General features: G+C 68.0%; 21 protein-coding genes and 1 riboswitch. Of the genes, 7 read left to right on the top strand and 14 right to left on the bottom strand.

Going from position 1 to position 20,893, the window contains the following annotated elements:
* Positions 1 to 2: 2 nt before the first annotated feature.
* The 10 genes from flgK to flgB all read right to left on the bottom strand — a co-directional run bounded on the left by flgK (position 3) and on the right by flgB (position 9,318).
* Positions 3 to 1,994, bottom strand: coding sequence for a flagellar hook-associated protein FlgK (flgK, locus tag SNE35_RS27915; RefSeq protein ID WP_320426330.1), 1,992 nt, complete (start codon positions 1,992 to 1,994; stop codon positions 3 to 5).
* Positions 1,995 to 2,021: 27 nt separating this feature from the next.
* On the bottom strand, positions 2,022 to 2,906 hold the full coding sequence (flgJ, locus tag SNE35_RS27910) for a flagellar assembly peptidoglycan hydrolase FlgJ (protein WP_320426329.1): 885 nt from the start codon (positions 2,904 to 2,906) through the stop codon (positions 2,022 to 2,024).
* 9 nt (positions 2,907 to 2,915) lie between these two features.
* Positions 2,916 to 4,013: a flagellar basal body P-ring protein FlgI gene (locus SNE35_RS27905; RefSeq protein WP_320426328.1), complete on the bottom strand. Its 1,098-nt coding sequence runs from the start codon at positions 4,011 to 4,013 to the stop codon at positions 2,916 to 2,918.
* Between the two features lie 129 nt (positions 4,014 to 4,142).
* Complete coding sequence (locus SNE35_RS27900; protein ID WP_320426327.1) at positions 4,143 to 4,826, bottom strand: flagellar basal body L-ring protein FlgH; 684 nt, start codon at positions 4,824 to 4,826, stop codon at positions 4,143 to 4,145.
* Positions 4,823 to 5,605 (bottom strand): flagellar basal-body rod protein FlgG, encoded by a 783-nt coding sequence (gene flgG, locus SNE35_RS27895; protein ID WP_320426326.1) that lies wholly within the window; start codon positions 5,603 to 5,605, stop codon positions 4,823 to 4,825. The genes SNE35_RS27900 and flgG overlap by 4 nt, the downstream gene beginning before the upstream one ends.
* A 14-nt stretch (positions 5,606 to 5,619) precedes the next feature.
* Positions 5,620 to 6,351 (bottom strand): flagellar basal-body rod protein FlgF, encoded by a 732-nt coding sequence (flgF, locus tag SNE35_RS27890; RefSeq protein WP_320426325.1) that lies wholly within the window; start codon positions 6,349 to 6,351, stop codon positions 5,620 to 5,622.
* 25 nt (positions 6,352 to 6,376) lie between these two features.
* Complete coding sequence (gene flgE / locus SNE35_RS27885) at positions 6,377 to 7,693, bottom strand: flagellar hook protein FlgE (protein ID WP_320426324.1); 1,317 nt, start codon at positions 7,691 to 7,693, stop codon at positions 6,377 to 6,379.
* 56 nt (positions 7,694 to 7,749) lie between these two features.
* Positions 7,750 to 8,424, bottom strand: a complete 675-nt coding sequence (locus tag SNE35_RS27880) for a flagellar hook assembly protein FlgD (protein WP_320426323.1) — start codon at positions 8,422 to 8,424, stop codon at positions 7,750 to 7,752.
* Positions 8,425 to 8,463: 39 nt separating this feature from the next.
* The gene (gene flgC / locus SNE35_RS27875; protein ID WP_320426322.1) at positions 8,464 to 8,880 is read right to left on the bottom strand and encodes a flagellar basal body rod protein FlgC; all 417 of its coding nucleotides are present in this window, start codon (positions 8,878 to 8,880) and stop codon (positions 8,464 to 8,466) included.
* Between the two features lie 24 nt (positions 8,881 to 8,904).
* Positions 8,905 to 9,318: a flagellar basal body rod protein FlgB gene (gene flgB, locus SNE35_RS27870; RefSeq protein WP_320426321.1), complete on the bottom strand. Its 414-nt coding sequence runs from the start codon at positions 9,316 to 9,318 to the stop codon at positions 8,905 to 8,907.
* 138 nt (positions 9,319 to 9,456) lie between these two features.
* Here flgB and flgA point away from each other — a divergent pair, with 138 nt between their 5' ends.
* The 4 genes from flgA to SNE35_RS27850 all read left to right on the top strand — a co-directional run bounded on the left by flgA (position 9,457) and on the right by SNE35_RS27850 (position 12,388).
* Positions 9,457 to 10,176, top strand: a complete 720-nt coding sequence (gene flgA / locus SNE35_RS27865) for a flagellar basal body P-ring formation chaperone FlgA (protein WP_320426320.1) — start codon at positions 9,457 to 9,459, stop codon at positions 10,174 to 10,176.
* Positions 10,177 to 10,303: 127 nt separating this feature from the next.
* A complete protein-coding gene (gene flgM, locus SNE35_RS27860) occupies positions 10,304 to 10,636 on the top strand; it encodes a flagellar biosynthesis anti-sigma factor FlgM (RefSeq protein ID WP_320426319.1) in 333 nt (110 codons plus the stop codon).
* 29 nt (positions 10,637 to 10,665) lie between these two features.
* A complete protein-coding gene (locus SNE35_RS27855) occupies positions 10,666 to 11,058 on the top strand; it encodes a hypothetical protein (RefSeq protein ID WP_320426318.1) in 393 nt (130 codons plus the stop codon).
* Between the two features lie 136 nt (positions 11,059 to 11,194).
* A complete protein-coding gene (locus tag SNE35_RS27850) occupies positions 11,195 to 12,388 on the top strand; it encodes a tetratricopeptide repeat protein (RefSeq protein ID WP_320426317.1) in 1,194 nt (397 codons plus the stop codon).
* Here SNE35_RS27850 and SNE35_RS27845 read toward each other — a convergent pair.
* Positions 12,381 to 13,199, bottom strand: coding sequence for a PEP-CTERM sorting domain-containing protein (locus SNE35_RS27845; RefSeq protein ID WP_320426316.1), 819 nt, complete (start codon positions 13,197 to 13,199; stop codon positions 12,381 to 12,383). The two genes, SNE35_RS27850 and SNE35_RS27845, sit on opposite strands and share 8 nt — an antisense overlap.
* Positions 13,200 to 13,289: 90 nt before the next feature.
* A riboswitch (TPP riboswitch) is annotated at positions 13,290 to 13,407 on the top strand.
* Between the two features lie 57 nt (positions 13,408 to 13,464).
* On the opposite strand from SNE35_RS27845, the gene thiM reads away from it, so the two are divergent.
* The 3 genes from thiM to thiD are packed head-to-tail and all read left to right on the top strand — an operon-like array spanning position 13,465 to position 15,786.
* Complete coding sequence (gene thiM / locus SNE35_RS27840; protein WP_320426315.1) at positions 13,465 to 14,304, top strand: hydroxyethylthiazole kinase; 840 nt, start codon at positions 13,465 to 13,467, stop codon at positions 14,302 to 14,304.
* Entirely contained in the window at positions 14,297 to 14,944 is a 648-nt protein-coding gene (gene thiE, locus SNE35_RS27835; RefSeq protein ID WP_320426314.1) for a thiamine phosphate synthase, read from the top strand. Before thiM ends, thiE begins: the two co-directional genes overlap by 8 nt.
* Entirely contained in the window at positions 14,941 to 15,786 is an 846-nt protein-coding gene (gene thiD / locus SNE35_RS27830) for a bifunctional hydroxymethylpyrimidine kinase/phosphomethylpyrimidine kinase (RefSeq protein ID WP_320426313.1), read from the top strand. The genes thiE and thiD overlap by 4 nt, the downstream gene beginning before the upstream one ends.
* On the opposite strand, the gene SNE35_RS27825 is transcribed toward thiD, so the two are convergent.
* The 3 genes from SNE35_RS27825 to SNE35_RS27815 form a co-directional block, all read right to left on the bottom strand.
* The gene (locus SNE35_RS27825; protein ID WP_320426312.1) at positions 15,783 to 16,316 is read right to left on the bottom strand and encodes a hypothetical protein; all 534 of its coding nucleotides are present in this window, start codon (positions 16,314 to 16,316) and stop codon (positions 15,783 to 15,785) included. The two genes, thiD and SNE35_RS27825, sit on opposite strands and share 4 nt — an antisense overlap.
* A 33-nt stretch (positions 16,317 to 16,349) precedes the next feature.
* Positions 16,350 to 19,298, bottom strand: coding sequence for a hypothetical protein (locus SNE35_RS27820; protein ID WP_320426311.1), 2,949 nt, complete (start codon positions 19,296 to 19,298; stop codon positions 16,350 to 16,352).
* Positions 19,299 to 19,381: 83 nt separating this feature from the next.
* Positions 19,382 to 20,683, bottom strand: a complete 1,302-nt coding sequence (locus SNE35_RS27815) for a purine-cytosine permease family protein (RefSeq protein WP_320426310.1) — start codon at positions 20,681 to 20,683, stop codon at positions 19,382 to 19,384.
* Between the last annotated feature and the right edge of the window lie 210 nt (positions 20,684 to 20,893).

The following is a 20,893-nucleotide window of genomic DNA, read 5'->3' as shown; positions in this document are numbered from 1 at the left end:
GATTATTGGCCTGCGAGTTGAAGCGTTTCGTTGAACAGCGTCTGCGCCGTCTGCAGCACCCGGGCGGCGGCCTGGTAGGCCTGCTGGAACTGCATCATGCGCGCGGCCTCTTCATCGAGGTTGACGCCGGCCTGGGAGGTGCGGGCGGTCTCTGCGTCCTGCGCGGCGCTGGTGGAGACGCCCGACAGGTAGTTCGCGCCCTGCACGCGTGCGCCGATGTCGCTCATCGCGGAGGCATAGGCGTCGTTGATCGTCTGGCCGGGCCGGGTCGTGCCGTCGGGCATGGTCTCCTGGCCGACGAACTTGCTGGTCTGCAGGTTCAGGAAGGCCTTGGCGTTGCCGTTGTTGTTGGCCGGGAACTGCGTGGCGGTGATCGAAATGGAGTCGCCGTCTTTCGGCACGCCGGACAGGCTCAGCTCGAAGCCGAGGTCGATGCCGGCGGCCGGCTGGTTGCCGATCGGCTGGCCGGCCTGCCAGCTGCCGCTTACCGAGCTGCCGTCGGCCAGCGCGATCGTGTAGGTCACGGCGGCGCTGTTGCTCGGGTCCGGCGGACCGAAGGTGACCGTCATCGGCGCCTGCGTGGAGGGGTTCAGGTTGCTGTTGACGGCGTACAGCGAATCGATCGTCGCGGTGCCGGTGTTGGCGACGTTGGTGCTGCCGGTGATCGGCGAGGACGCGGCGATGCCGTTGATGTTGTTCAGCGCCAGTTTCATGCCGGACGCGGCGCTGGCCACCGGCTCCAGCAGGTAGGTCTCGGTGGGGCCGGGCGCGGACGGGCTGAAGTTGATCTGGAAACCGTCGACGATCGAGCCGTCGGTAACCGAAGTAACCTGGCCATCGGTCAGCCGCGTCATCAGGTAGCTGCCGGGGTTGGCCGGGTCGCCGGCCAGGCGGTAGGAGCTGGCCTGCAGCTTGCTCGGGTCGGTGATGGTGAGCTGCACGCCGTTGACGAAGCTGCCGTCGGGGTTGCGCGCATTGGTGCTGGCGGGCAGGGCGTTGGGCGCCGGCACGGAGAACATCGGCGCACCGCTGCCGGCCGGGCTCGAAAGATCCACGCCCAGCGACTGCTGCTTGTTGACGGCGCCGGCGACGGCGGTCGCCATCTGGCCCAGCATGTTGCGCGCGTCCTGCAGGTCCCCGTTCTGGTACATCAGCAGCGCGGTGATCGAGCCGCCGGTCATCACGCTTTCGTCGAGCTTGCGCGAGCCGCTGGCCTCGACGATGTTGAGCTGGGCGCGGCTGCTGTCGTAGGGGTCGGGCGTGACCGAGAGATGCTGCGCCTGGTTGCCCAGCACGAGGCGCTGGCCGCCGCCGATGAAGACGCCCAGCGAGCCGTCGTCGGCCGGCAAGGTCGTCACCTGCACGTACTGGCTCAGCTGCGAGACGAGCTGCTCGCGCTGGTCCAGCAGGTCGTTGGGCTGCTGACCGCTGCCGTTGGCGCGCGAGATCGCGTCGTTGGCCTTGGCGATCTGGTCGGCCAGCTGGTTGACGGTGTCGACGCTGGTCTTCATCGTCGTGACGACGCCGCTCTGCAGGTCCTGCAGCTGCTGGCCGGCGCTGGCGAAGCGGGTGGCCAGGTCGTTGGCACTGCTCAGCACCACCTGGCGGGCGGACGGATCGGACGGGTTGTTCGACACGTCGATCATCGAGTTGAAGAAGGTGCTGGCGGCGGCGCCCAGGCCGCTCTCGTCCGTGGGGAACAGCTTCTGCAGCGCCGTCATCTGGTCGACGCGGGTGGAGTCCATCGAGGCCGTGGCCTTGGCGCTCATCGACTCGCTGGTCAGGAAGGCGTCGTGCACGCGCGAGACCGTCTCCACGCTGACGCCGCGGCCGAAGAAGCCGGCGCCGGTGTACTGGCCCGGCGGCGTCGTCAGGATCACCTGCTGGCGCGAGTAGCCCGGGGTGTTGGCGTTGGCGATGTTCTGGCCGACCGTCTGCAAGGCGGCCATGTTGGCGAACATCGCCGTCTTGCCGATGGACAGTAAGGAACTCATGCCGTCAGTCTCCCGCTGATGAGCGCGTTATGCCAGCGCGCGCTGCACGCGCACGGTGGTGTTGATGACCTGGGCCAGCTTGGTGGCGTACTGCGGGTCGGTGGCGTAGCCGGCCTTCTGCAGGCCGCGGGCGAAGCCCTCGGCGCCATGCGTCTGGGCCTGGGCCACGGCGCTCTGGTAGCGCTCGTTGCCGCCGATCAGATTGGCGTAGTCCTTGAAAGCGTCCGCGTAGTTGTCGTAGGCGCGGAACTTGGCGGTGACCTTCTGCGGCTGGCCGTTGACGTATTCGGTGGTCGTCACCTCGGCCACCTTGCCGGTCCAGCCCGGCGTGGCCTTGATGCCGAACAGGTTGTGCGACTTGGCGCCGCCCTTGGCGGTGATCTCGTGCCGGCCCCAGCCGGACTCGTGCGCGGCCTGCGCGATCATGAAGCTGGCCGGGATGCCGGTGGCGGCCTCGGCAGCCTTGGCGTCGCCGTCGTGCTGCTGAATGAAGGCCTGCACGTGCGGTGCGATGTTCTTCTTGGCCAGCGGCGGTACCTGCTGGTTGCCGGTCGCGCCGGCGGCCTTGGCGGTGGCCGCGGCGTCCGGCTGCACGCCCATTTGGCGCTGCAGCTGCCGCGTGATCGCGTCGGAGAGGCCGCCGGGCAGGCCGGTCAGCTTGCCGGCGTACTGCGTGTCCAGCATCTCGGTGCCCATCTGCGTGGCCGAGTTCTCCATCATCCCGGAGGCCAGCGTCGACGCGCGCATGCTCTTCATCACCTCCTGCATGAAGAGGGATTCGAACTGGCGCGCGGTTTCCTTGATGCTGGACTTCGGGTCGCGCGCAGCGGCTGCCTTCAGCGCGTCGATCGAGCGCGTGTCGGTGTTGAAGCTGTTGGTGGCGTTCAGGCCACTTTGCGCGGTACTGCTCATGTCTTCACCTCAGATCACCTCGATCTCGGCGTTCAGCGCGCCTGCGCTCTTCATCGCCTGCAGGATGGCCAGCAGGTCCTGCGGCGTGGCGCCGAGCGCGCTGAGCGCCTTCACCACGTCGGCCAGCTTGGCACTGGCCGGCAGCTGGATCAGCGCGCCGGGCTCCTGCTTGATCGAGATGTCGGTCTTCTGCGTGACCACGGTCTGCCCGTTGGACAGCGGGCCGGGCTGGCTGACGACCGGGGTGGCGTTGATCGTCACCGACAGGTTGCCGTGCGCCACCGCGCAGGGCGAGAGCGTCACCGACTGGTTCAGCACGATCGAGCCGGTGCGCGCATTCAGCACCACGCGCGCCGCCGGGTCGGCCAGGGTCAGCGGCAGGTTCTCCAGGTCGGCGAGGAAGCTGACGCGCGCGTCCGGGCTCGTCGGCGCGCGCACGCGCACGACGCGGCCGTCCAGCGCCTGGGCCGTGCCTTCGCCCTTGGACTTGTTGATCGACTGCGCCACGGCGCGGGCGGTGGCGAAGTCCGCCGCGTTCAGGTCCAGCTGAATGAAGTCGCCGCCGTTCAGCGCCGTCGGCACGCTGCGTTCGACCAGGCCGCCACCGGGGATGCGGCCGGCGCTCAACTGGTTGATCTGCACCTTGGAGCCGCCCGCCGATGCGCCGGCACCGGCGATCACCAGGTTGCCCTGGGCGATCGCGTAGACCTGGCCGTCGGCACCGCGCAGCGGTGTGGCGACCAGCGTGCCGCCGCGCAGGCTCTTGGCATTGCCGATCGAGGAGACGGTGACGTCCAGCGCCTGGCCGGGCTGGGCGAAGGCTGGCAACTGCGCGGTGATCATCACGGCGGCGATGTTGCGCGGCTGCATCTGCACGCCCTGGGGCAGCAGCACGCCGAACTGCTGCAGCATCGCGGTGAGGCTCTGACCGGTGAACGGCGCCTGCGTCGTCTGGTCGCCGGTGCCGTCCAGGCCCACGATCAGCCCGTAGCCGGTCAGTGGGTTGGAGCGCACGCCGGCAACGGTGGCGACTTCCTTGATACGCGCGGCCTCGGCTCCTCCGAGGAGGCTGCAAAGCAGGAAAAGCAGGGCGAGTAGGTGTTTCATGTCGGTCGAGGCGGGGGACTACGCTCGACCGATTCTGAAGAAACTTGAGCCCGCAGAGGGCTCGATAAGGAAGGTGTTGTGACCGCTTATCGCGCTGCCCGGTAGTCCGGACAGCGCGTCGGGTTCACGTCAGGTTGGCGAGAGGTTCAGGAAGAACCGCGACAACCAGCCGATGCCTTGGGCGTCCGACACGGCGCCGCGACCCCGCTGCTCGATGCGCACATTGGCGACGCTGGTGGAGGGTACGACGTTGCCCTGCACGATCGCCCGCGGGTCCACCTGGCCGGAGAAGCGCAGCACGTCGACGTTGTGGTTGACGCCGATCTGCTTCTCGCCCGAGATCATCAGGTGGCCGTTGGGCAGCACCGAGGTGACGACGGCGGTGATGCTGCCAGAGAAGTCGTTGGTGTTGGCGTTCGTGCCCTTGCCGGCGGAGCTGATCGTCGAGTCCGCCGCCGCGGAGGCGCGGCCGAAGGCCTTGGACGAGATGCCGGGCAGTGCGGTGACGCCGGCCGACAGGCTGCCGGACTTGTCGAGCGCGCTGGTGGAGCTCTGCGTGGCGCTGACCTTCTCGACGATGTTGATCGTCACCGTGTCGCCGATCAGGCGGGCGCGGTAGTCCTCGAACAGCGGCCGGTAGCTGGACGCCTGGTAGATCGCGCCGCTGGTCGTGGCGCTGGGCGGTTGCACGGGGATCTCGACGACCGGCGTGTGCTGAAGCTCCACGCGCGGTTCCGGATACATCGTGCTGCAACCCGTGAGAGCGGCCAGCGCGGCCAGCGTGACCGGGATCAGGAGGCTTCGCTTGCTCATATCTGTGCCAGCTTCTGCAGCATCTGGTCGGAGGTCTGCACGGCCTTGGAGTTCAACTCGTAGGCGCGCTGCGTCTGGATCATGCTGACCAGTTCCTCGACCACGTTGACGTTGGAGGTCTCGACATAGCCCTGCTTCAGCTCGCCCAGGCCGTTCGCGTTCGGCGCGCCGGCTTGGGGCGTGCCGGAGGAGGCCGTTTCGGTGTAGAGGTTCGCGCCCTTCGGGTCCAGGCCGGCCGGATTGATGAAGTTGGCGAGCTGGATCTGACCCAGCGTCTGCGGCTGGGCCTGTCCGGGCAGGGTGATGGTGACGGTGCCGTCCGCACCGATCGTGATGTTCTGCGCCTGCGCCGGCACGGTGATGCCAGGCAGCACGGTATAGCCGGTGTTGGTGACGATCTGGCCGTTGGCGTCGAGCTGGAAGGATCCGTCGCGGGTGTAGGCGGTCGTGCCGTCGGGCTGCTGGATCTGGAAGAAGCCCTGGCCGTTGATCGCCAGGTCGAGGTTGTTGCTGGTCTGCTGCAGGTTGCCTTCGCTGTAGATCCGCGCGGTGGCCACCGGCCGCACGCCCAGGCCGACCTGCAGGCCGGTGGGCAGCTGCGTCTGCTCGGTAGTGTTGGCACCGGACTGACGCAGGTTCTGATACATCAGGTCCTCGAAGATCGCGTGCGACTTCTTGTAGCCGTTGGTCGCGACGTTGGCGAGGTTGTGCGAGATGGTGTCCAGCTGGGTCTGCTGGGCCTCCATGCCGGTCTTGGCAATCCAGAGCGAACGGATCATGGCGAACTTCCTTCTTAACTGCTGCCGAGCAGCTTGGCCGACTCGGCGCCCTGGGTCTGCGCGATCTGCAGCAGCTTCATCTGCTGCTCGAACTGGCGGCCGGCCGAGATCATCGCGACCATCGTTTCCACCGGGCTGACGTTGGAGCCTTCCAGCGCGCCGTCCTGCAAGGTTGCAGCCGGGTCGGCGGCGATGTCATTGCCGTCGGCGGCGCGGAACAGGCCGTCGGTGCCGCGCTGCAGCGGCGCTTCGGGCGTGACCAGCTTGATGCGGCCGATCGGCAGCGGGCGTACCGAATCGGAAGTCTTGGCGGTGACGGTGCCGTCGCTGCCGATCGAGACCTCGGCGTTCTGCGGCACGGTGATCGCGCCGCCGTCGCCCTGCACCTGCAGGCCGCTGCGCGTCACGAGGATGCCGTCGGCGTTGACGTCCAGTGCGCCGGCACGGGTGTAGGCCTCGGTGCCGTCCAGCGCCTGCACGCCCATCCAGGCCTGGCCGCCCATCGCCACGTCCAGGTTGCGGCCGGTGGCGGAGATGGCGCCGGGGTCGGGGTTGTAGCCGATCGAGGTTTCCAGCGCGAACGCGCGGGTGCTGGCGCCGTCGCCGCGCACCGGCACCGAGCGGAAGGCCTGCAGCTCGGCGCGGAAGCCCGTCGTGGACACGTTGGCCAGGTTGTTGGCGAGCACGTCCTGCCGCTGCATGGCGGCTTTCGCGCCCGACATCGACAGATAGATCATGCGGTCCATGGTGGCGTCCTGCTAGTGGCTGGCTTCAGCGCAGGTTGACGATGGTCTGCATGATCTGGTCCTGCGTCTTGATCGTCTGGGCGTTGGCCTGGTAGTTGCGCTGGGCGGTGACCATGTCGACGAGTTCGTTGGTCAGGTCGACGTTGGAGCTTTCGAGCGCGCCGGCCTGCAGAGCGCCCATATTGCCGGAGCCGGCGATGCCGACGACCGGGTCGCCCGAGGCCGCCGTGCGCGCCCAGACGTTGCCGCCCAGCGGCTGCAGGCCCTGCGGGTTACGGAAGGTGGCCAGCTCGACCTGGCCGGCCGCCTTGGACTGGCCGTTCGAGTAGTTGGCCTTGACGATGCCGGTGGAGTCGATCGACACGCCGGTCAGCTGGCCCGGCGCGTAGCCGTCCTGCACCAGGCTGGTCACGCCGAAGGCGGAGCCGTTTTCGGTCGAGTCGCTCATGTCGAGCGTCACGCCGGGGATCGCCAGTGTGGTCGAACCGGTGGCGCTGACACCGGCCGGAATGTCGATCGTCAGCGGCGTTGCCGGGTCGATCGGGTTGCCGTTGATCGCGGTCGGGTTGCCGCCGTTGGCCGGGTAGGTGATCGTCATCAGCGGCGCGGTCGGATTGCCGTTGGCGTCGGCCGCTTCGGCATCGAAGGGCGTGCCGTTGGCCGTGGCGAAGACGTTCCAGGTGGTGTTGCCGTCGGCGTCGTCGTCCTGCTTCTGGAAGTACAAGGTCAACGCCACCGGCTGGCCCTTGGCGTCGTAGACGTTCATCGAGGTGGCGTTGTTGTAGGTCGTCGGGTCGTCCAGCGTGATGCTGCCCGGCGCGGCGGCGGAGGCGGTGGTCTTCACGCGCGAGTCGACGTTGAACTCCAGCGAGATCTTGCTGGTGGTCTTCGGTGCGATGCCAGCGGTGGGCAGCTGCAGCGGCTGCGAGACGCCGGGCTGGATGGTGCCGTTGCTATCGGCCGGGTAGCCCAGCAGCTTCAGGCCGGCGTCGTTCTGGATGAAGCCGGTGCTGCTGATCTTGAACTGGCCATTGCGGGTGTACTCGGTCGGGTTGAGGCCGTCGCTCACCTGGAAGAAACCGGTGCCGTTGATCGCCAGGTCCATCGGGTTTTCGGTGGTCTGGATGTCGCCCTGGGTGAACTGCTGGGCCACCGTCTGCAAGGTGGTGCCGATGCCGATGTTGTTCGTGCCGGCGCCGTTCATCGCGGCGGCATAGATGTCGGCGAACTCCGCCCGGGAGGACTTCGTGCCGTACGTGTTGACGTTGGCGATGTTGTTGCCGATGACGTCCAGGTTCTTGCTGGAAGCGTTCAGTCCGGAGAGGCCTTGTTGGAAGCTCATGGTGCGGGTTCCTTGCTGCTGCGGGGTGCGGCGGGTTCTTCGGTTTGGGGCGTCGTTCAGTCGACGGCGGTGACGCTGGCGTAGGGCACGTTGCCCATGGTCTGGAGCTGCAGGCTCAGCGTCGTGCCGTTGGTGTTGACGGCCACCACGCGGTCGTGCGCGTAAGTGGTCGCGGTGATGGTCTGCTTCGGGCTGGTGGCGGTGATCTTGAAGGTCAGGCCCGAGGTATCGGCGGGTAACTGGTCGGCCGGCACATTGAAGGTCTGCATGCCGGTGCCCTGCGGGCCGAGCTGCTCGGTGTAGACGACGGCACCGGCGGCGTTGAGCACGTCGAGCTGAGTGGCGCTGGAGGCGGAGCTGAGCTGGTAGCCGCCTTCGCCCTTGTCGTCGATCATGTTGAGCTGGTTGCCCTGGGTGCTGACGTCGTGACCCATCAGCGAGACGCCCTGCAGCGCCTGCATCTGCGTGAACTGCGAGCCCAAGGTGCCGATGCTGGTGTTCAGCGTGTCGATGCCCGTCACCGTCTGGATCTGCGCGAGCTGCGTGGTCACCTGCGCGTTGTCCATCGGGTTCATCGGATCCTGGTTCTGCATCTGCGCCACCAGCAGCTTCAGGAAGCGGTCTTGCGTGTCGGCCGCACCGGCGGCGGCGCTGGTGGTCGAGGCGGCGTTCTTGGTGTTCAGCGCCGCGTACGGGTCCGTGGGGTTGTTGGCGACCGAGGAGGTGTCCATGGAATTGCTCCGTTATCTGGGCGGATGGGGCGGCGTGGCTCAGCTCTGGCCGAGCTGCAGGGTCTTGAGCAGCAGGCTCTTGGCCGTGCCCATCACTTCGATGTTGTTCTGGTAGGAGCGCGAGGCCGAGATCATGTTGACCATCTCCTCGACCGCGTTGACATTGCTGTAGGTCACGTAGCCATCGGCATCGGCCTGCGGGTGGTGCGGGTCGAGCACGCGGCGGCCGGGCGCCTGGTCTTCGGTGATGTTGCTGACCTTGACGCCGGCGGAGCCCTGGTCGTCGGTAGCGCCGACCAGCGCCGTCTGGAACACCACCTGGCGGGCCTTGTAGGCCGTGCCGTCCGGGCCGGCAACGGTGTCGACGTTGGCCAGATTGCTGGCCACCACGTTCAGCCGCTGGCTCTGCGAGCTGACCGCGCTGCCGGAGATGCTGAAGATCTGGAACATGGACATTTAAGGCCTCCGGTCTTCTTCAGGTCAGGACGCGTTCGGCGACTTCATCGCGTCCAGCGTCGTCTTGATCTGGCCGCTGAGGAAACGCAGCGTGGCTTCGTACTTGACCGAGTTGTCGGCGAAGCTGGCGCGCTCGCGGTCCATGTCCACGGTGTTGCTGTCCAGGCTGGTCTGCGAGGACAGCGCGTATTCCTTTTGCGCATCGCTGCGCGCGCCGGCCGCCGGGCTCATGTGGCCGGCTTGCGTGGCCGCCATGGCGCCGGGGATGGCCGTGCCGGCGGTGGCTTCCTTCAGCGCGCTGGCGAAATCCATCTCGCGCGCCTGGTAGCCGGGCGTGTCGGCATTGGCGATGTTGCTGGCGAGCAGGCGCTGGCGCTCCGACCGCAGGCTCAGGGCCTGGGACTGGAAATTCAGCGAGTCGGTCAGTCGGTTCAACATGGGGCGGTCCGGTCGCCTTTGTGGCGAGTTGAGCGGCATTGTTCGACGCGGACCCCGAAAACATTAGGGCGATAAGCAAGGGCTTTGGCATGCATTTCGGACCTAGGGCGGAGCAGCCGGACGCCTAAAGTGCTGGCCATGCTTCAAATTCGTCCGTCCTGGTTCCTGCTGCTGGCCGCCGCGTTCGCGGGGCTGTCGGCACGCGCCCAGGTGCCGGCGGCGCAGACGCTGGATCCGGCCGTGATCGCCCAGGTCCAGCAGCTCGCGCAGCTGGCCGCATCGGCCGCCGCGCCGGCGAGCGCGCGGGTGGACGTGCAGGTCGGCCAGCTCGCGCCGCAGCTGAAACTGGCCGCATGCCGCCAGATCCAGCCTTATTTGCCGCAGGGCCTGCACATGTGGGGCCGCTCGCGGATCGGCCTCAAGTGCGTGGACGGCGTGGCGAAATGGAATGTCAGCGTGCCGGTGCAGGTCAAGGTGTACGCGAAGGCGCTGGTGGCCCAGGGTCCCCTGGTCACGGGGTCTCTTCTGACTCAAGAGATGCTCGCAACGGCCGAAATAGACATAGCAGCCGAGCCCGGCGCCGTGTTTACCGACCCGGAAGACCTGGCCGGCCGCAGCCTCAGCCGCTCGCTGGAAGCGGGGCAGGCGGTGCGCAGCACCAGCCTGGCCAAGCGCCGCTGGTTCGAAGCCGGCGACACGGTGCAGGTGAAAGTTTCCGGCGATGGCTACGCGATCGCCGCCGATGGCCAGGCGCTCGGTGTCGGGCTGGAAGGCACGGACGTGCGGGTCCGCATGGAAAGCGGCCGCACCGTGACCGGCCGCGTCGTCGGCGAACGGCGGGTGGAGGTCGTGCTGTGACACACGATCGACATAAAAATTCCGAAAGTCCTAAAGTCTCCAGCATGAGGGTCGATAACACGATCAACCCCCATGGCATTTTTGGAATGGGGCGATGGGCGAACAGCCCCGCACCACGGAGAACAGCATGAAGATCGGAACCAGCCACGAATCGGCAGCAGCGGCAGTCAATGCCGAAAAGCCTGCCAGCGCCAAGGCCGGCCGCTCGGCCGGAGCGACCGGCGCGACGGCCACAGCCTCGACGCCCGCGGAGCCGGAAGCCAGCGCACAACTGGAACTGTCCCCGACGGCGACCAGCCTGATGGCCGCCTCGGACGACGGCAGCTTCGATGCCGCCAAGGTCGCCCGCATTTCCCAGGCGATTGCCGACGGCAAATTCACCATCAACGCGGATGCGATCGCCGGCAAGATGATTTCCAACGCCCAGGAACTGCTGAGCCGCGGGAACTCCTCGCACTGATTGATCCAACCCTCAACGACGTCCTAGCCATGGCCTTCGAGCAGCAAGCCGCCGATATCCCTCAGAAGCTGGAGCAACCACTGCTCGCCGTCGAGGGCTGCCTGAACCTGCTCGGCGAGGCGCTGATGAGTCGCGACAGTGCGGCCATCGAGGCCCATGCCGTCCAGTTGCAGAAGGCACTGGCGGCGGCGATCGGAAGCTTCGGCGAAGCCGCGCGCACCGGCGGCGTGCCCCCCGGCCTGCGCCAGCGCTTGGCCCAGGCCGGCGGCCGCGTGGCGGCCCAGCGCGAGTCTCTGGCCCGCGCCACCGCCTCGCTGGATCGCGCCATCGACGTGCTGATGCCCGGCGTCCCGACCGGCCTCTACTCGGCCATGGGCAAGGCCGAGCGCCGCTCGGCCTTCGGCGGCGGCATCCAGGCCTGAGCGCGTAAATAAGGCCGGGCTGAACAGAGACTTAAGACCCGGTGACGACGAAGGCCCTGCGGGGCCTTTTTCATGGCTGGCAGCAGTACAGTGCGCCCTTGAAGCACCGCCCCGGTGCCCGCAGCTGATGGATGCCATGAATCACTCCACCTCCTTCCTGTCTTTTGCCTGGCGCGCCTTGCTGGCCCTGGGCCTGGCGATGCTGGCGCTGGGCGCGCACGCCGACCCCAAGGACGACATCAAGGCCGACATGGTCGCCGGCCGCTGGCCGCAGGCCGAGGAGCGGCTGACCGAGGTGCTGAAGAAGCACCCGGACAACGCGCTTGCCTTCTACTGGTACGCCCAGGTGCTGGAGAAGCAGGGCAAGACCTCGGAAGCCCGCGACGCGCTGGCCAATGCCGAGCGCCTGGCGCCTAATGAGCGCTTTGCCGGCAACCGCGAGCAGCTGGCGCAGATGAAGGCGCGGCTGGGTGTGGGTGCCCCGACCATCACGGCGGCGGCCGAGACGCCGGCTGTTGTGGCGCCTTCAGTGGTTCCGGCGCCGGAGCCGCGGCGCGAGCCTGTACCTGAACCCGAGCACCGCAGCGGCGGCATGTTCTGGGTCTTCGTGGCGGCCGGCGTGCTGTTGGTCGTGCTGGTGATGGTGTCGCGCCGCTCGGGCAGCGCCGGGCTGAAGCAGGAGCGCGAGCGCTGGGCCAGCGAGCTGAACGACGCGAGCAAGGACCTGGCCGACGCCCAGCTCGTCAGCGATGCCAACCCCGCGCTCAGCGAAGCGCAGCGCCTGAGCAACTACGACCGCATCCGCCTGGTGAAGAGCGACCTGAGCGCGCATCAGTCCAGCCTGGCCTCGCGCAGCGACTTCGGCCCCACGCAGGCGCTGGTGCTGCGTGCCCGCGATCTGGCGGCCGAGCTGCGCGGCGAGGAACGCCCGAGCGAGCGCCTGCGCCGTGAGCAGCAGGAGCAACTGGACCGCGAGGCCCAGGTCGCCGCGGCGCGCGGGCAAGGGCAGGGCTATGGACCGGGTTACGGCCCCGGCTACGGCCAGCCCACGGCCGGCGGCAGCCTGCTGCGCGACGCCGCGATGATCGGCGGCGGCGCGGTGCTCGGCTCCATCCTGGCAGGTAGTGCCTCGGCCCATGAGCGCCGTGACGACCGCGGCAGTGCCTTCGGCGGCGGCTCGGGCTCGCTGCACGAGGTGGACGACGACCAGCGCTTCGGCCGCAACGACGGTGGCGGCATCGATGTCGGCGGCTCCGACGCCGGCTTCGACTTCGGCGGCAGCGACAGTGGCAGCGACGTCGGTGGCGGCGGCAGCGACGATTTCAGCTGAAGTCGCGGCCTGAAGCGCCGCCGCGGCGGCGCACTGCCAGCGCGACGCCGCCCAGCGCCAGCAGCGCCCACGGCGCCGGCTCCGGCACGGTGCTGATGGCCGCATAGCCCAGCAGGAAGCTGGCCCCGGCGGACGTCGTGTTGTCGCCGAGGAAGAGGAAGTTCGGCGTCCGGTAGGCGTTGGCGCCGGTGCCGGTGTAGCTCGAATAGTCGTGCAGCGCGCTGGACAGCACCGGCAGGCCGTTGACCAGCAGCTGGTAGCTGTCGCCTTGCACCTCCAGCTCCCAGCGATGGTTCGGCGCAAAAGCCGCGGCCACCAGCGCCGGGTCGCTGGTGCTCTCGCCGGCAACGAAGCTGTTGTCGACCAGGTTCTGCGCAAAGATACGGTCGCTCTGGAAGCCGATCTCCACGCCCTTGCGGTCGCTGCCGATCAGCGTCGCCGAGAAACCGGCGCGGTTGGCGTTGCCGCTGTGGTCCTCGCTGTACAGCACCATGTCGAAGCTGAGCGTGTAGCCGGCCGTGGCATCGAGCACCGGGAAGGCCGCGTTCACCGGCGGCAGCGCGCCGTTCAGCGCCAGCAGCGCCGGATAGTTGGACCAGCCCGCGATCGCCGCATTGCCGGCCGACGGCTTCACTTGCGCGCCGCTGCTGCCGTAGCTGGCGCTGGCGCCGATCAGCGATCCGTCGAGCCAGCCCGTTAGCGCCGGATTCGTCGGGCCGGTGGCGGGGTTGTAGAGCACCTGCGCCGTGGCCGCGGGCAGGCCGGCGAAGAAGCTCAGCGTGACGAGGGCGGTGCGCAGTGGCAGGTTCATCTCGAAGCTCTCCCGGACTGTGAAGAAGGCCGCGGCCATTCTTTCAAACAGACTCATAATCCGCCAGCCCCGCCCGCTACTGCGAGCGGGGCACACCGCTAGGGGTGTCGGCACGACGGGTCAACGAGGACCCGGCGGCGCCGACTGAGAAACACCCTTTGAACCTGACCTGGGTCGTGCCAGCGTAGGGAAGCGACGGCCCCTCATGGCCCAGCCCTCTCTCCGCCCGTGCCGCCCTTTGCTTTGTTGACGAAGGACGATCGCGATGGGCTCGACTTCCAATCTGATCAGCGCCGCGGACCTGTGGGCCGACCTGCAGGCCGTGCGCGCGCAGTCGCCGCTGGTGCACAGCATCACCAATTTCGTGGTGATGAACTACAACGCCAACGCGCTGCTGGCCGTCGGCGCCGCGCCGGTGATGGCGCATGCGCTGGAAGAGGTGCAGGAGATGGCCGGCATCGCGCAAGCGCTGGTGCTGAACATCGGCACCCTGGAGCCCGACTGGGTCCGCGCGATGCAACTGGCGTTGCAGACGGCGCGCGGGCGCGGCATCCCGGTCGTCATCGACCCGGTCGGTGCCGGTGCCACGCGCTACCGCAACGAAGCGCTCGCCGCGCTGATGCAGGCCGGCGCGCCGAGCATCGTGCGCGGCAACGGCTCCGAGATCATGAGCGTGGCGGGCCTCGCGGCGCGCACGCGCGGCGTGGACAGCTCCGCCGCTTCCGGCGAGGCACTGGACGCGGCGCGGGCGCTGGCCCGCGACATCGGCGGCACCGTCTGCGTCAGCGGCGCGGACGATCACGTCGTCGGCGCGCAGGGGCGACACGCGGTGCTGTCCAACGGTCACCCGTGGATGACTCGCATCACCGGCGTCGGCTGCTCGGCCAGCGCGCTGGTCGGCGCCTTCGCCGCGGTGCAGCCCGACCGCTGGCGCGCCACCTTGTCGGCGATGGCCGTGCTGGGTGTCGTCGGCGAGATGGCTGCCGAGCGCACGCAGGCGGCCGGTGCCGGCGTCGGCCGGATGCAGATCGAATTGCTGGACGGCCTGCACCTGCTGGACGAGGCCAGCTTCACCGCGCGGCTGAAGCTGAAGATCCATGGTTGAGCGAATTGATTTGCACAAGCACCTACGGCTGCACCTCGTGACCGACAGCGCGCTCTGCGGCGCGCGGGGCATCGAGGCTGTCGTCGAGGCCGCCGTGCGCGGCGGCGCCACCTGTGTGCAACTGCGCGAGAAGGCGCTGGACAGGCGGCCCTTCGTCGAGCGCGCTCGCGCACTGAAGGCACTGCTCGCGCCGCTGGGCGTGCCGCTGCTGATCAACGACCGCGTGGACGTGGCCCTGGCCTGCGGGGCCGACGGCGTGCACGTCGGCCAGCGCGACATGGCGCCCGAGGACGTGCGGCGCCTGATGCCGCCAGGCAGCATCGTCGGCCTGTCGATCGAGTCCGCCGCGCAGATGATCGCGGCCGAGCGCGCGCCGGTTGACTATTACGGACTGAGCCCCGTGTTCGACACCTCCACCAAGACCGACGCCGCGCCGCCGCTGGGCCTGGCCGGCGTGCGCCGGATCCGTGCGATGACGATGCGGCCGCTGGTGGCCATCGGCGGCATCGGCTTCGAGAACGCAGCCGCCGTGATGGCCGCCGGCGCCGACGGCCTGGCCGTCGTCAGCCTGCTGTGCAAGGCCGCCGACCCGGCGGACGCGGCCCGCCGCTTGCGACAACTGATGGACGGAACGCCATGACCGACAACATGAAGCGCTACGCCCGCGTGCTGACCATCGCCGGCTCCGACAGCGGCGGCGGCGCCGGCATCCAGGCCGACCTGAAGACCATCGCCGCGCTGGGCTGCTACGGCATGAGCGCCATCACCGCCATCACCGCGCAGAACACGCTCGGCGTCCGCGCGATCGAGCCGCTGCCGCCCGCGATCCTGGCCGCGCAGATCGACGCCGTGGCCGAAGACATCGGCGTCGACGCCGTCAAGATCGGGATGTTGCACAACGCCGAGGTCGTGCGTGTGGTGGCCGACGCGATCCGGCGGCACCGCTTCGAGCGCGTTGTGCTTGATCCGGTGATGGTTGCGACCAGCGGTGATCGGTTGATTGCTGAGGACACGCTGGCCGTGCTCGTGCGTGAGTTGTTTCCGTTGGCTACGGTTATCACGCCGAACCTCGATGAGGCGGGTTGGCTTCTAGAGCGCAAGCTGGTCGATGCTGCCGCGTTGGAGCCGGCTGCTCGCGATCTGCAGGCGCTCGGTGCCAGAGCCGTTCTGCTCAAGGGCGGCCACCTGCCGGGCGATGAAGTGATCGATCAGTTGCTGGACGGCACCACGATCCAGCGCTGGCAGGCGGCGCGAATTGCCAGCCGCAACACGCATGGCACCGGGTGCACCTTGTCCAGTGCGATCGCCTGCGGGCTGGCGCTGGGTCAGCCGCTGCGGGAGGCCGTGGTCTCGGCGCGCGGCTATGTTCGTGCAGCGATGGAGGGCGGCGCAGACGTGCGAGTCGGCAGCGGCCATGGGCCGCTGAACCACGGCTTCGCGCCGCAGGCGGCGATCAAGCGGACGTGCAGCGCTGCACGCTAGACGTCCTTGTCCGCCCAGGCCGACATGTCCGGCGGCGGCGCATCCCGCAGACGCGCGTCTTCCCGCTGCATCAAGACCAGCCGCATGGGGGCGAGCTTGCGCTCCCGGCCCTCGTCGCCCGGGAAATTCAACTCGAGCAAGTGGGCAAAACGTGCGCCGCAAGCTTCCAGCGCCACTAGTGCCGCCGCCAGCGGAAATTGGTCGCGCCGTCCATCCGGGGCCTCGATCTCCAACTGGTCGCCCTTCGGGGTCAAGGTCAGCTTCGCGGGATCAGTGAACAGAGGGATCGTCACGGCCTCGCCTTGCTCCAGCCTGGCCAGGGCCTGCAGGCACAGCCGGGGCACCAACTGCTCGAGGTCGTCGAGGATCTGCAGCGGTTCGCGGCCCTGGTCGCTGATCTCGACCTCGCCGCCCAGGTAGTGCTGGGCGCGGGCCACGCCAGCCAGCGGCTCGGCCAGCGGTTTTTTCACCAGATCGTCGTCGACTGTGATGGCTGCATCGCCAAGATTGATTCTCAGAAGGACTTGCATGGGGGATCCTGGGTCGGGGTTGATCGGGCGTGCCTACTTGATCGTGGCGTCACGCATCGCCTCCATGTCATAGCGCGGGAAGGCGGTGATTGCCGGGGTCCCGACCGATTGGACGGGGAAATACTGAACGATCTGGCGCTTGCCGTTGCGATAGTCAACGCCCAGCTGGAACTCCACGTCCCCGTACCAGAAGGTCGGCGTGATCCAGGGTGGTTCCGGCGTGTTCGGAGGTTCGGCGCCGGGCTGCGCGGGTTCCGGGCCGGGATTGTCGAAACCCTGGCCGGGCCAGGGCGGCGCCGGACCAGGGTCGGGCGGAACCGGTCCGTTCCAGACCTCGCCTTTCTCCATCTTCTTGTCGTAGATCCAGCGCTGCCGGCCTCCGCCGTTCCACCAGGCTCGGTAGTCGACGCGGGCCTGCCAACAGTCATGTGCGATCGTCCTTGCCGCCCATTCCACGTGCTTGGCGTACTCCTCGGCTTTCCTGGCTCGGTCTTCCAGGCCTAAGAGAGTCTGCTTGCCATTTGCGCTCTTGAGCGCTTCCTTCATCAGGGTGGCGATGCGCTGCGGCGTCCAGTCCACCGGAAACTGAGAGTTGTGGACGTTGATCGGCGTACTGGCCGCCTTGGCACCCTCGAACGCGAAGGACGAGGGTAGATGCCGTTCGCAGACGTGCATCAGCAGGTGATTCCAGTCCGAGTCCTTGAAACTGCCCGCGTCGGCGGGGTCGAGCTCGAACTTGTCGGCCAGCGTGGCGTTGATGTCGTCGGGCAGCACGGCACGTGTGAACTCAGGCGCCACCCGGATCATGAATTCCCGGTCCGCCTTGCCGCCCGAGCCCGGGTAGCGCTGGTTCAGCGTGGCGGTGAAGTTCTTCTGCAGCGCCTGGAAGTCGCCGTTCAGGTGACGAGCGTCCGTCAAGCCCTTGATCGCTGCACCGGAGCCGTCGCCCCATTGGCCCGTGGCTTCCTTGAGCTGGCCCATCTTGCCGTCGAAGCCGATGGCCAGTTCCTTGAGATTCTCGGCGCTACTGGAGCAGCCGGTCTTAAGGATGTCCGCCAGGCGCTCTGGCGGAGTCTTCAGATTGGCGGTGTCGAGCAGAGCTTTCATGCCAGCAAGGCCGGGCGGCGTGGTGGCCGAGAACTTTGCGTGCAGATCCTTGAGCTTGGCCGGGTCGCCGGCGCAGCCGGTGTTGACCAGATGGGCGAAGGCCTCCGGGTTGTCGTTCAGGCCACCCGTGTTCAGCAGGTTCTTGAGGTTCTCCTGGTCCTTCTGCGCTTTCAGCGCCGCGGGATTGTTCGCCTTGAGCAGATCGGGATCCGGGTTGGGGTATCCGTCCAGGAAGGTCTTGAGCTTGCCCGAGTCTCCGGCGAAACCCGTCTTAAGCAGAGTGCCCAGCGTCTTGGTCTTGCCGCCGAAACCGTCCTTGGCGACTGCCTGCAGCGGGGCCAGTGAGCCGAAGCTCGCGCGCAGCGATTGCAGGTCCGCGGCCTTGCCGCCAGCGACGTCGTCGAGCAGCGCCTTCAAACCCTTGCCGTCGCCGGCTTCCTTTTGGAGCTGCTCCATTTCGCCGACCTTGAACTGCAACGACATTTCGCCCAGCACCTTCGGACCCAGCGCTGTGGAAAGCTTCTTGACCTCGGCCGCGCCGAGCTTGTCGAGCAGGTCCTCCAGATAGGCCGCCTCGCAGTGGGTTCCAACGCTCAGCTTGACGCCATCGCGCTGCGCCTTGATCTTCTCGTCGGCCGTGCGGCGGCATTCCTCCAGCTTGGCGCCTGCGGCGACCCAGTCGCGCCCGGCAGCGAGTTGCTGGCCAGCGGCGAGCAGCAGGTCCAGCGGGGCGCGGTCGGCGGGCGCTTCGCGGGTTACGGCGAGCAGCTTCTTCTTGGTGTCCTCCTCGCTCTGGGCGAAGGCATCGCGGGCGGCCTCGCTGGCTTGTGCAGCGCGCTCCCACTCGGCGGCCAGTGTTTGCCAGGCCGTGCAGCCATCGCCGAGCTTCCTGAGACCCTGGGTGGCGATGTCGCTGGCATCGGCCGACTGGAATCGCTTGTCTTCGTCGGCGCCAGCGGCGTCGGAGACGACCAGCTTCAGCCGCGTCAGCAGGACGGTGGCCCCCTGCTTTTCCTGGCCCCAGCGCAGGCGCTCCTGCTCGCAGGCCTGCCGGGCCTGGGTAACCGCGGCCTGAACGGTCTTGCCGTCTTGGACGACGCCTTGCAGCACGCCGTCCCACTCGGCCTTGCTGACCGAAGACTCGTTGAACCACTTGTCCGAATGTGGCACGCTGGCCAGCGGCGCCTCAAGCTTCTTCAGCTCGGCGTTGGGGATGTAGACCTCGTCCTCGATGCGCTGGCGCAGCGGAACCATGCGTTGACGGCCCTGGGCTGCGACCGCTTCCTCGGCCGAGGTGAACCACTGGCTTGCCAGGCCCAGGGCGACGCCGTATTCGCCCGCCTTCATGGCCTTGTGCGTCATGCTGGCCAGCAGCGCGAACTGCACCGCTAGGTCGGCGTCCAGCTCGTCCAGTTGCGCCGCCACCTTGCCGACTTCCTCGAGCGCGCGATCGACCACCGGCCGCAGCGGTGAATCGATGTGCAGCACCACCGCGGGCTCGCGCTTCTCGGCCTCGATGGCCTTGGCCTGATGCCAGGCATCCTGCAGGACCTTCATCGCGAGCTCGTACTTGTTCAGCTCGCAACTCTTGGCCGAGAGTTCCAGCCAGGCCTTGTGCAGGGCGACTTCGTCGGGCTTGAGCACGGGCACGAGTCGGTTCAGCAGCCCCTGCAATTCATCGCGGAAATCTTCGACCACCTGCCGCTGGTCCTTGTCTTCCGGCGACGCGTCCTTGCCGACCGTGGTCGACAGCTCGGTCAGCAGTTTCTGCACGCCCGGCGGCAATGGCGAATCCCCGCCGCTGAGGCCGGCCATTTCCTGGCGCAGCTTGCCGTAGTCCTCTTCAGTCGCCTTGCCCGATCGCAAGTTCAGCAACTGCCGAAGCTGTTCGACCCACCGCGTCAGTTTTTCCACCTGTCCATCTGTCGCCATGCGCGTGCCCCGGTCCCGACAAGAAGTCACCGGGCGGAAGAATACCGCGCATGAGGTTCATTGGCTGCGAGACGAACCAGACTACCCAGCACCAGCGTGAGCGCCAGGCTCGGCAACGCCGAACCCCACTCCGGCCGTAGCTGCTCAATCGCATGGAAACAACCGATTCCCAGCAACCAAACCAGAGCCGGTCCCCAGCGCCACGGCGTCTCAACCGGCATCTCGCCCCGCCCCGCCACCTGCGACAGCACCACCCCGAACAAGGGCACAAAGACCGAACTGAGCATCAGCAAAAACGGCTCCAGGCTATGCATCGGCAGCACCAGTGCACAGCCCGTGGCGATCACCGCCAGCACCATGCCTGCGCGACGCACGCCGAAGAACTTCGCCGCCAGGAAGTTGACCGACACCGCACCCGAATGCACGTCGCCGTAGGCGTTGTCGGTCTCGTCGATCAGGATCAGGCCGAAGGCGAGCAGGCCGCCTTGGGCGAGCAGCAGTGCGGCGACGAGGTCGGTGCCGGGCGGCACGGCGCTGACGATCAGCACGCCCAGGGCGTAGCACCAGACGTTGGCCAGCACGTAGCCGAGCCAGGTGCCGCGCAGGGCGCCGCCGGGTGTGCGGCCGTAGCGTGCATAGTCGGCGACCAGCGGCAGCCAGGAGACCGGCATCGCGATGACGAGGTCCAGCGCGGCGAGCAGGCCCATCGAGCCGTCGCCCGGCCGGTGCCACCAGGCGTCGAAGCCTTGCGCGGCGATGCTGCGGCCGAACTGCCAGCTGAGCCATAGCAGCGAGAGCACGACCAGCGGCAGGCCGAAGCGGCTGACGAAGCGTCGCACCAGCGTCACCATCGAGCCTGCTGCCAGCGCCACCAGCAACGTGCCCCAGGCGAGCGTGGCCACCGTCGGCAGCCACGCCGGCTCGGCGCCACCGGCTCCGCTCAATTGACGCGTTAGGGCGACCGTGCCGTCGCGCATCACGACCAGCTCGAAGGCCGTCCAGCCGAGCAACTGGATGATGTTGAGCCCGACCGGCAGCGCGGCAAAGCGCTGGCCCAGGCTGGCGCCGATCAGCTGCGCGGTGGACAGCCCGTGTCGGCAGCCCAGCGACGCGACCCAGGCCAGCAGCCCTGCGCCGAGTGCGGAGCCGACGAGCACCACGGCCAGCGCCTGCGGCACGCTCAGGGCCGGCATCAGGTAGGCGCCGACCTGCATCACCAGCAGGCCCACGCCGAGGCTGAACCACAGGGCCATGTGGTCGCCCAGGCCGAAGACGCGCTGCTGCGCGGGAATGGAGTTCGAAGTCGTGTTGTTGTCGTCGTGTGCCATCGTCGTTTCCGTCACGGATGGCAGGAAATGGGACGAGGGGCGAGTGAGCAAGCTGCTGGAGCGACCACCCATCATTCATCCGGCTTCCCTGCGCGAGGATTACCTCAAGTCTCCCGAAGGAGACTCTGGCGCGCTTGCGCGCCAACAGGTTCAAAGGGACTCTCTCAGCCAATCCTTGCGGACCGGCACCCCTAGCGAAGCTCCGCGATT

Origin of the sequence: Roseateles agri (genome assembly GCF_034043675.1) — a bacterium.
In the GTDB taxonomy this organism is placed as follows: Bacteria; Pseudomonadota; Gammaproteobacteria; order Burkholderiales; family Burkholderiaceae_C; genus KK5.
The sequence above is the reverse complement of the archived record's forward strand: the minus strand, read 5'-3'. Positions and strand labels throughout refer to the sequence as shown.

Bases quoted from the DNA above. Each gene is read 5' to 3' on its own strand.
- flgK (WP_320426330.1), bottom strand. From the start codon at position 1,994: ATGAGTTCCTTACTGTCCATCGGCAAGACGGCGATGTTCGCCAACATG.
- flgJ (WP_320426329.1), bottom strand. From the start codon at position 2,906: ATGAGCAGTACCGCGCAAAGTGGCCTGAACGCCACCAACAGCTTCAAC.
- SNE35_RS27905 (WP_320426328.1), bottom strand. From the start codon at position 4,013: ATGAAACACCTACTCGCCCTGCTTTTCCTGCTTTGCAGCCTCCTCGGA.
- SNE35_RS27900 (WP_320426327.1), bottom strand. From the start codon at position 4,826: ATGAGCAAGCGAAGCCTCCTGATCCCGGTCACGCTGGCCGCGCTGGCC.
- flgG (WP_320426326.1), bottom strand. From the start codon at position 5,605: ATGATCCGTTCGCTCTGGATTGCCAAGACCGGCATGGAGGCCCAGCAG.
- flgF (WP_320426325.1), bottom strand. From the start codon at position 6,351: ATGGACCGCATGATCTATCTGTCGATGTCGGGCGCGAAAGCCGCCATG.
- flgE (WP_320426324.1), bottom strand. From the start codon at position 7,693: ATGAGCTTCCAACAAGGCCTCTCCGGACTGAACGCTTCCAGCAAGAAC.
- SNE35_RS27880 (WP_320426323.1), bottom strand. From the start codon at position 8,424: ATGGACACCTCCTCGGTCGCCAACAACCCCACGGACCCGTACGCGGCG.
- flgC (WP_320426322.1), bottom strand. From the start codon at position 8,880: ATGTCCATGTTCCAGATCTTCAGCATCTCCGGCAGCGCGGTCAGCTCG.
- flgB (WP_320426321.1), bottom strand. From the start codon at position 9,318: ATGTTGAACCGACTGACCGACTCGCTGAATTTCCAGTCCCAGGCCCTG.
- flgA (WP_320426320.1), top strand. From the start codon at position 9,457: ATGCTTCAAATTCGTCCGTCCTGGTTCCTGCTGCTGGCCGCCGCGTTC.
- flgM (WP_320426319.1), top strand. From the start codon at position 10,304: ATGAAGATCGGAACCAGCCACGAATCGGCAGCAGCGGCAGTCAATGCC.
- SNE35_RS27855 (WP_320426318.1), top strand. From the start codon at position 10,666: ATGGCCTTCGAGCAGCAAGCCGCCGATATCCCTCAGAAGCTGGAGCAA.
- SNE35_RS27850 (WP_320426317.1), top strand. From the start codon at position 11,195: ATGAATCACTCCACCTCCTTCCTGTCTTTTGCCTGGCGCGCCTTGCTG.
- SNE35_RS27845 (WP_320426316.1), bottom strand. From the start codon at position 13,199: ATGAACCTGCCACTGCGCACCGCCCTCGTCACGCTGAGCTTCTTCGCC.
- thiM (WP_320426315.1), top strand. From the start codon at position 13,465: ATGGGCTCGACTTCCAATCTGATCAGCGCCGCGGACCTGTGGGCCGAC.
- thiE (WP_320426314.1), top strand. From the start codon at position 14,297: ATGGTTGAGCGAATTGATTTGCACAAGCACCTACGGCTGCACCTCGTG.
- thiD (WP_320426313.1), top strand. From the start codon at position 14,941: ATGACCGACAACATGAAGCGCTACGCCCGCGTGCTGACCATCGCCGGC.
- SNE35_RS27825 (WP_320426312.1), bottom strand. From the start codon at position 16,316: ATGCAAGTCCTTCTGAGAATCAATCTTGGCGATGCAGCCATCACAGTC.
- SNE35_RS27815 (WP_320426310.1), bottom strand. From the start codon at position 20,683: ATGGCACACGACGACAACAACACGACTTCGAACTCCATTCCCGCGCAG.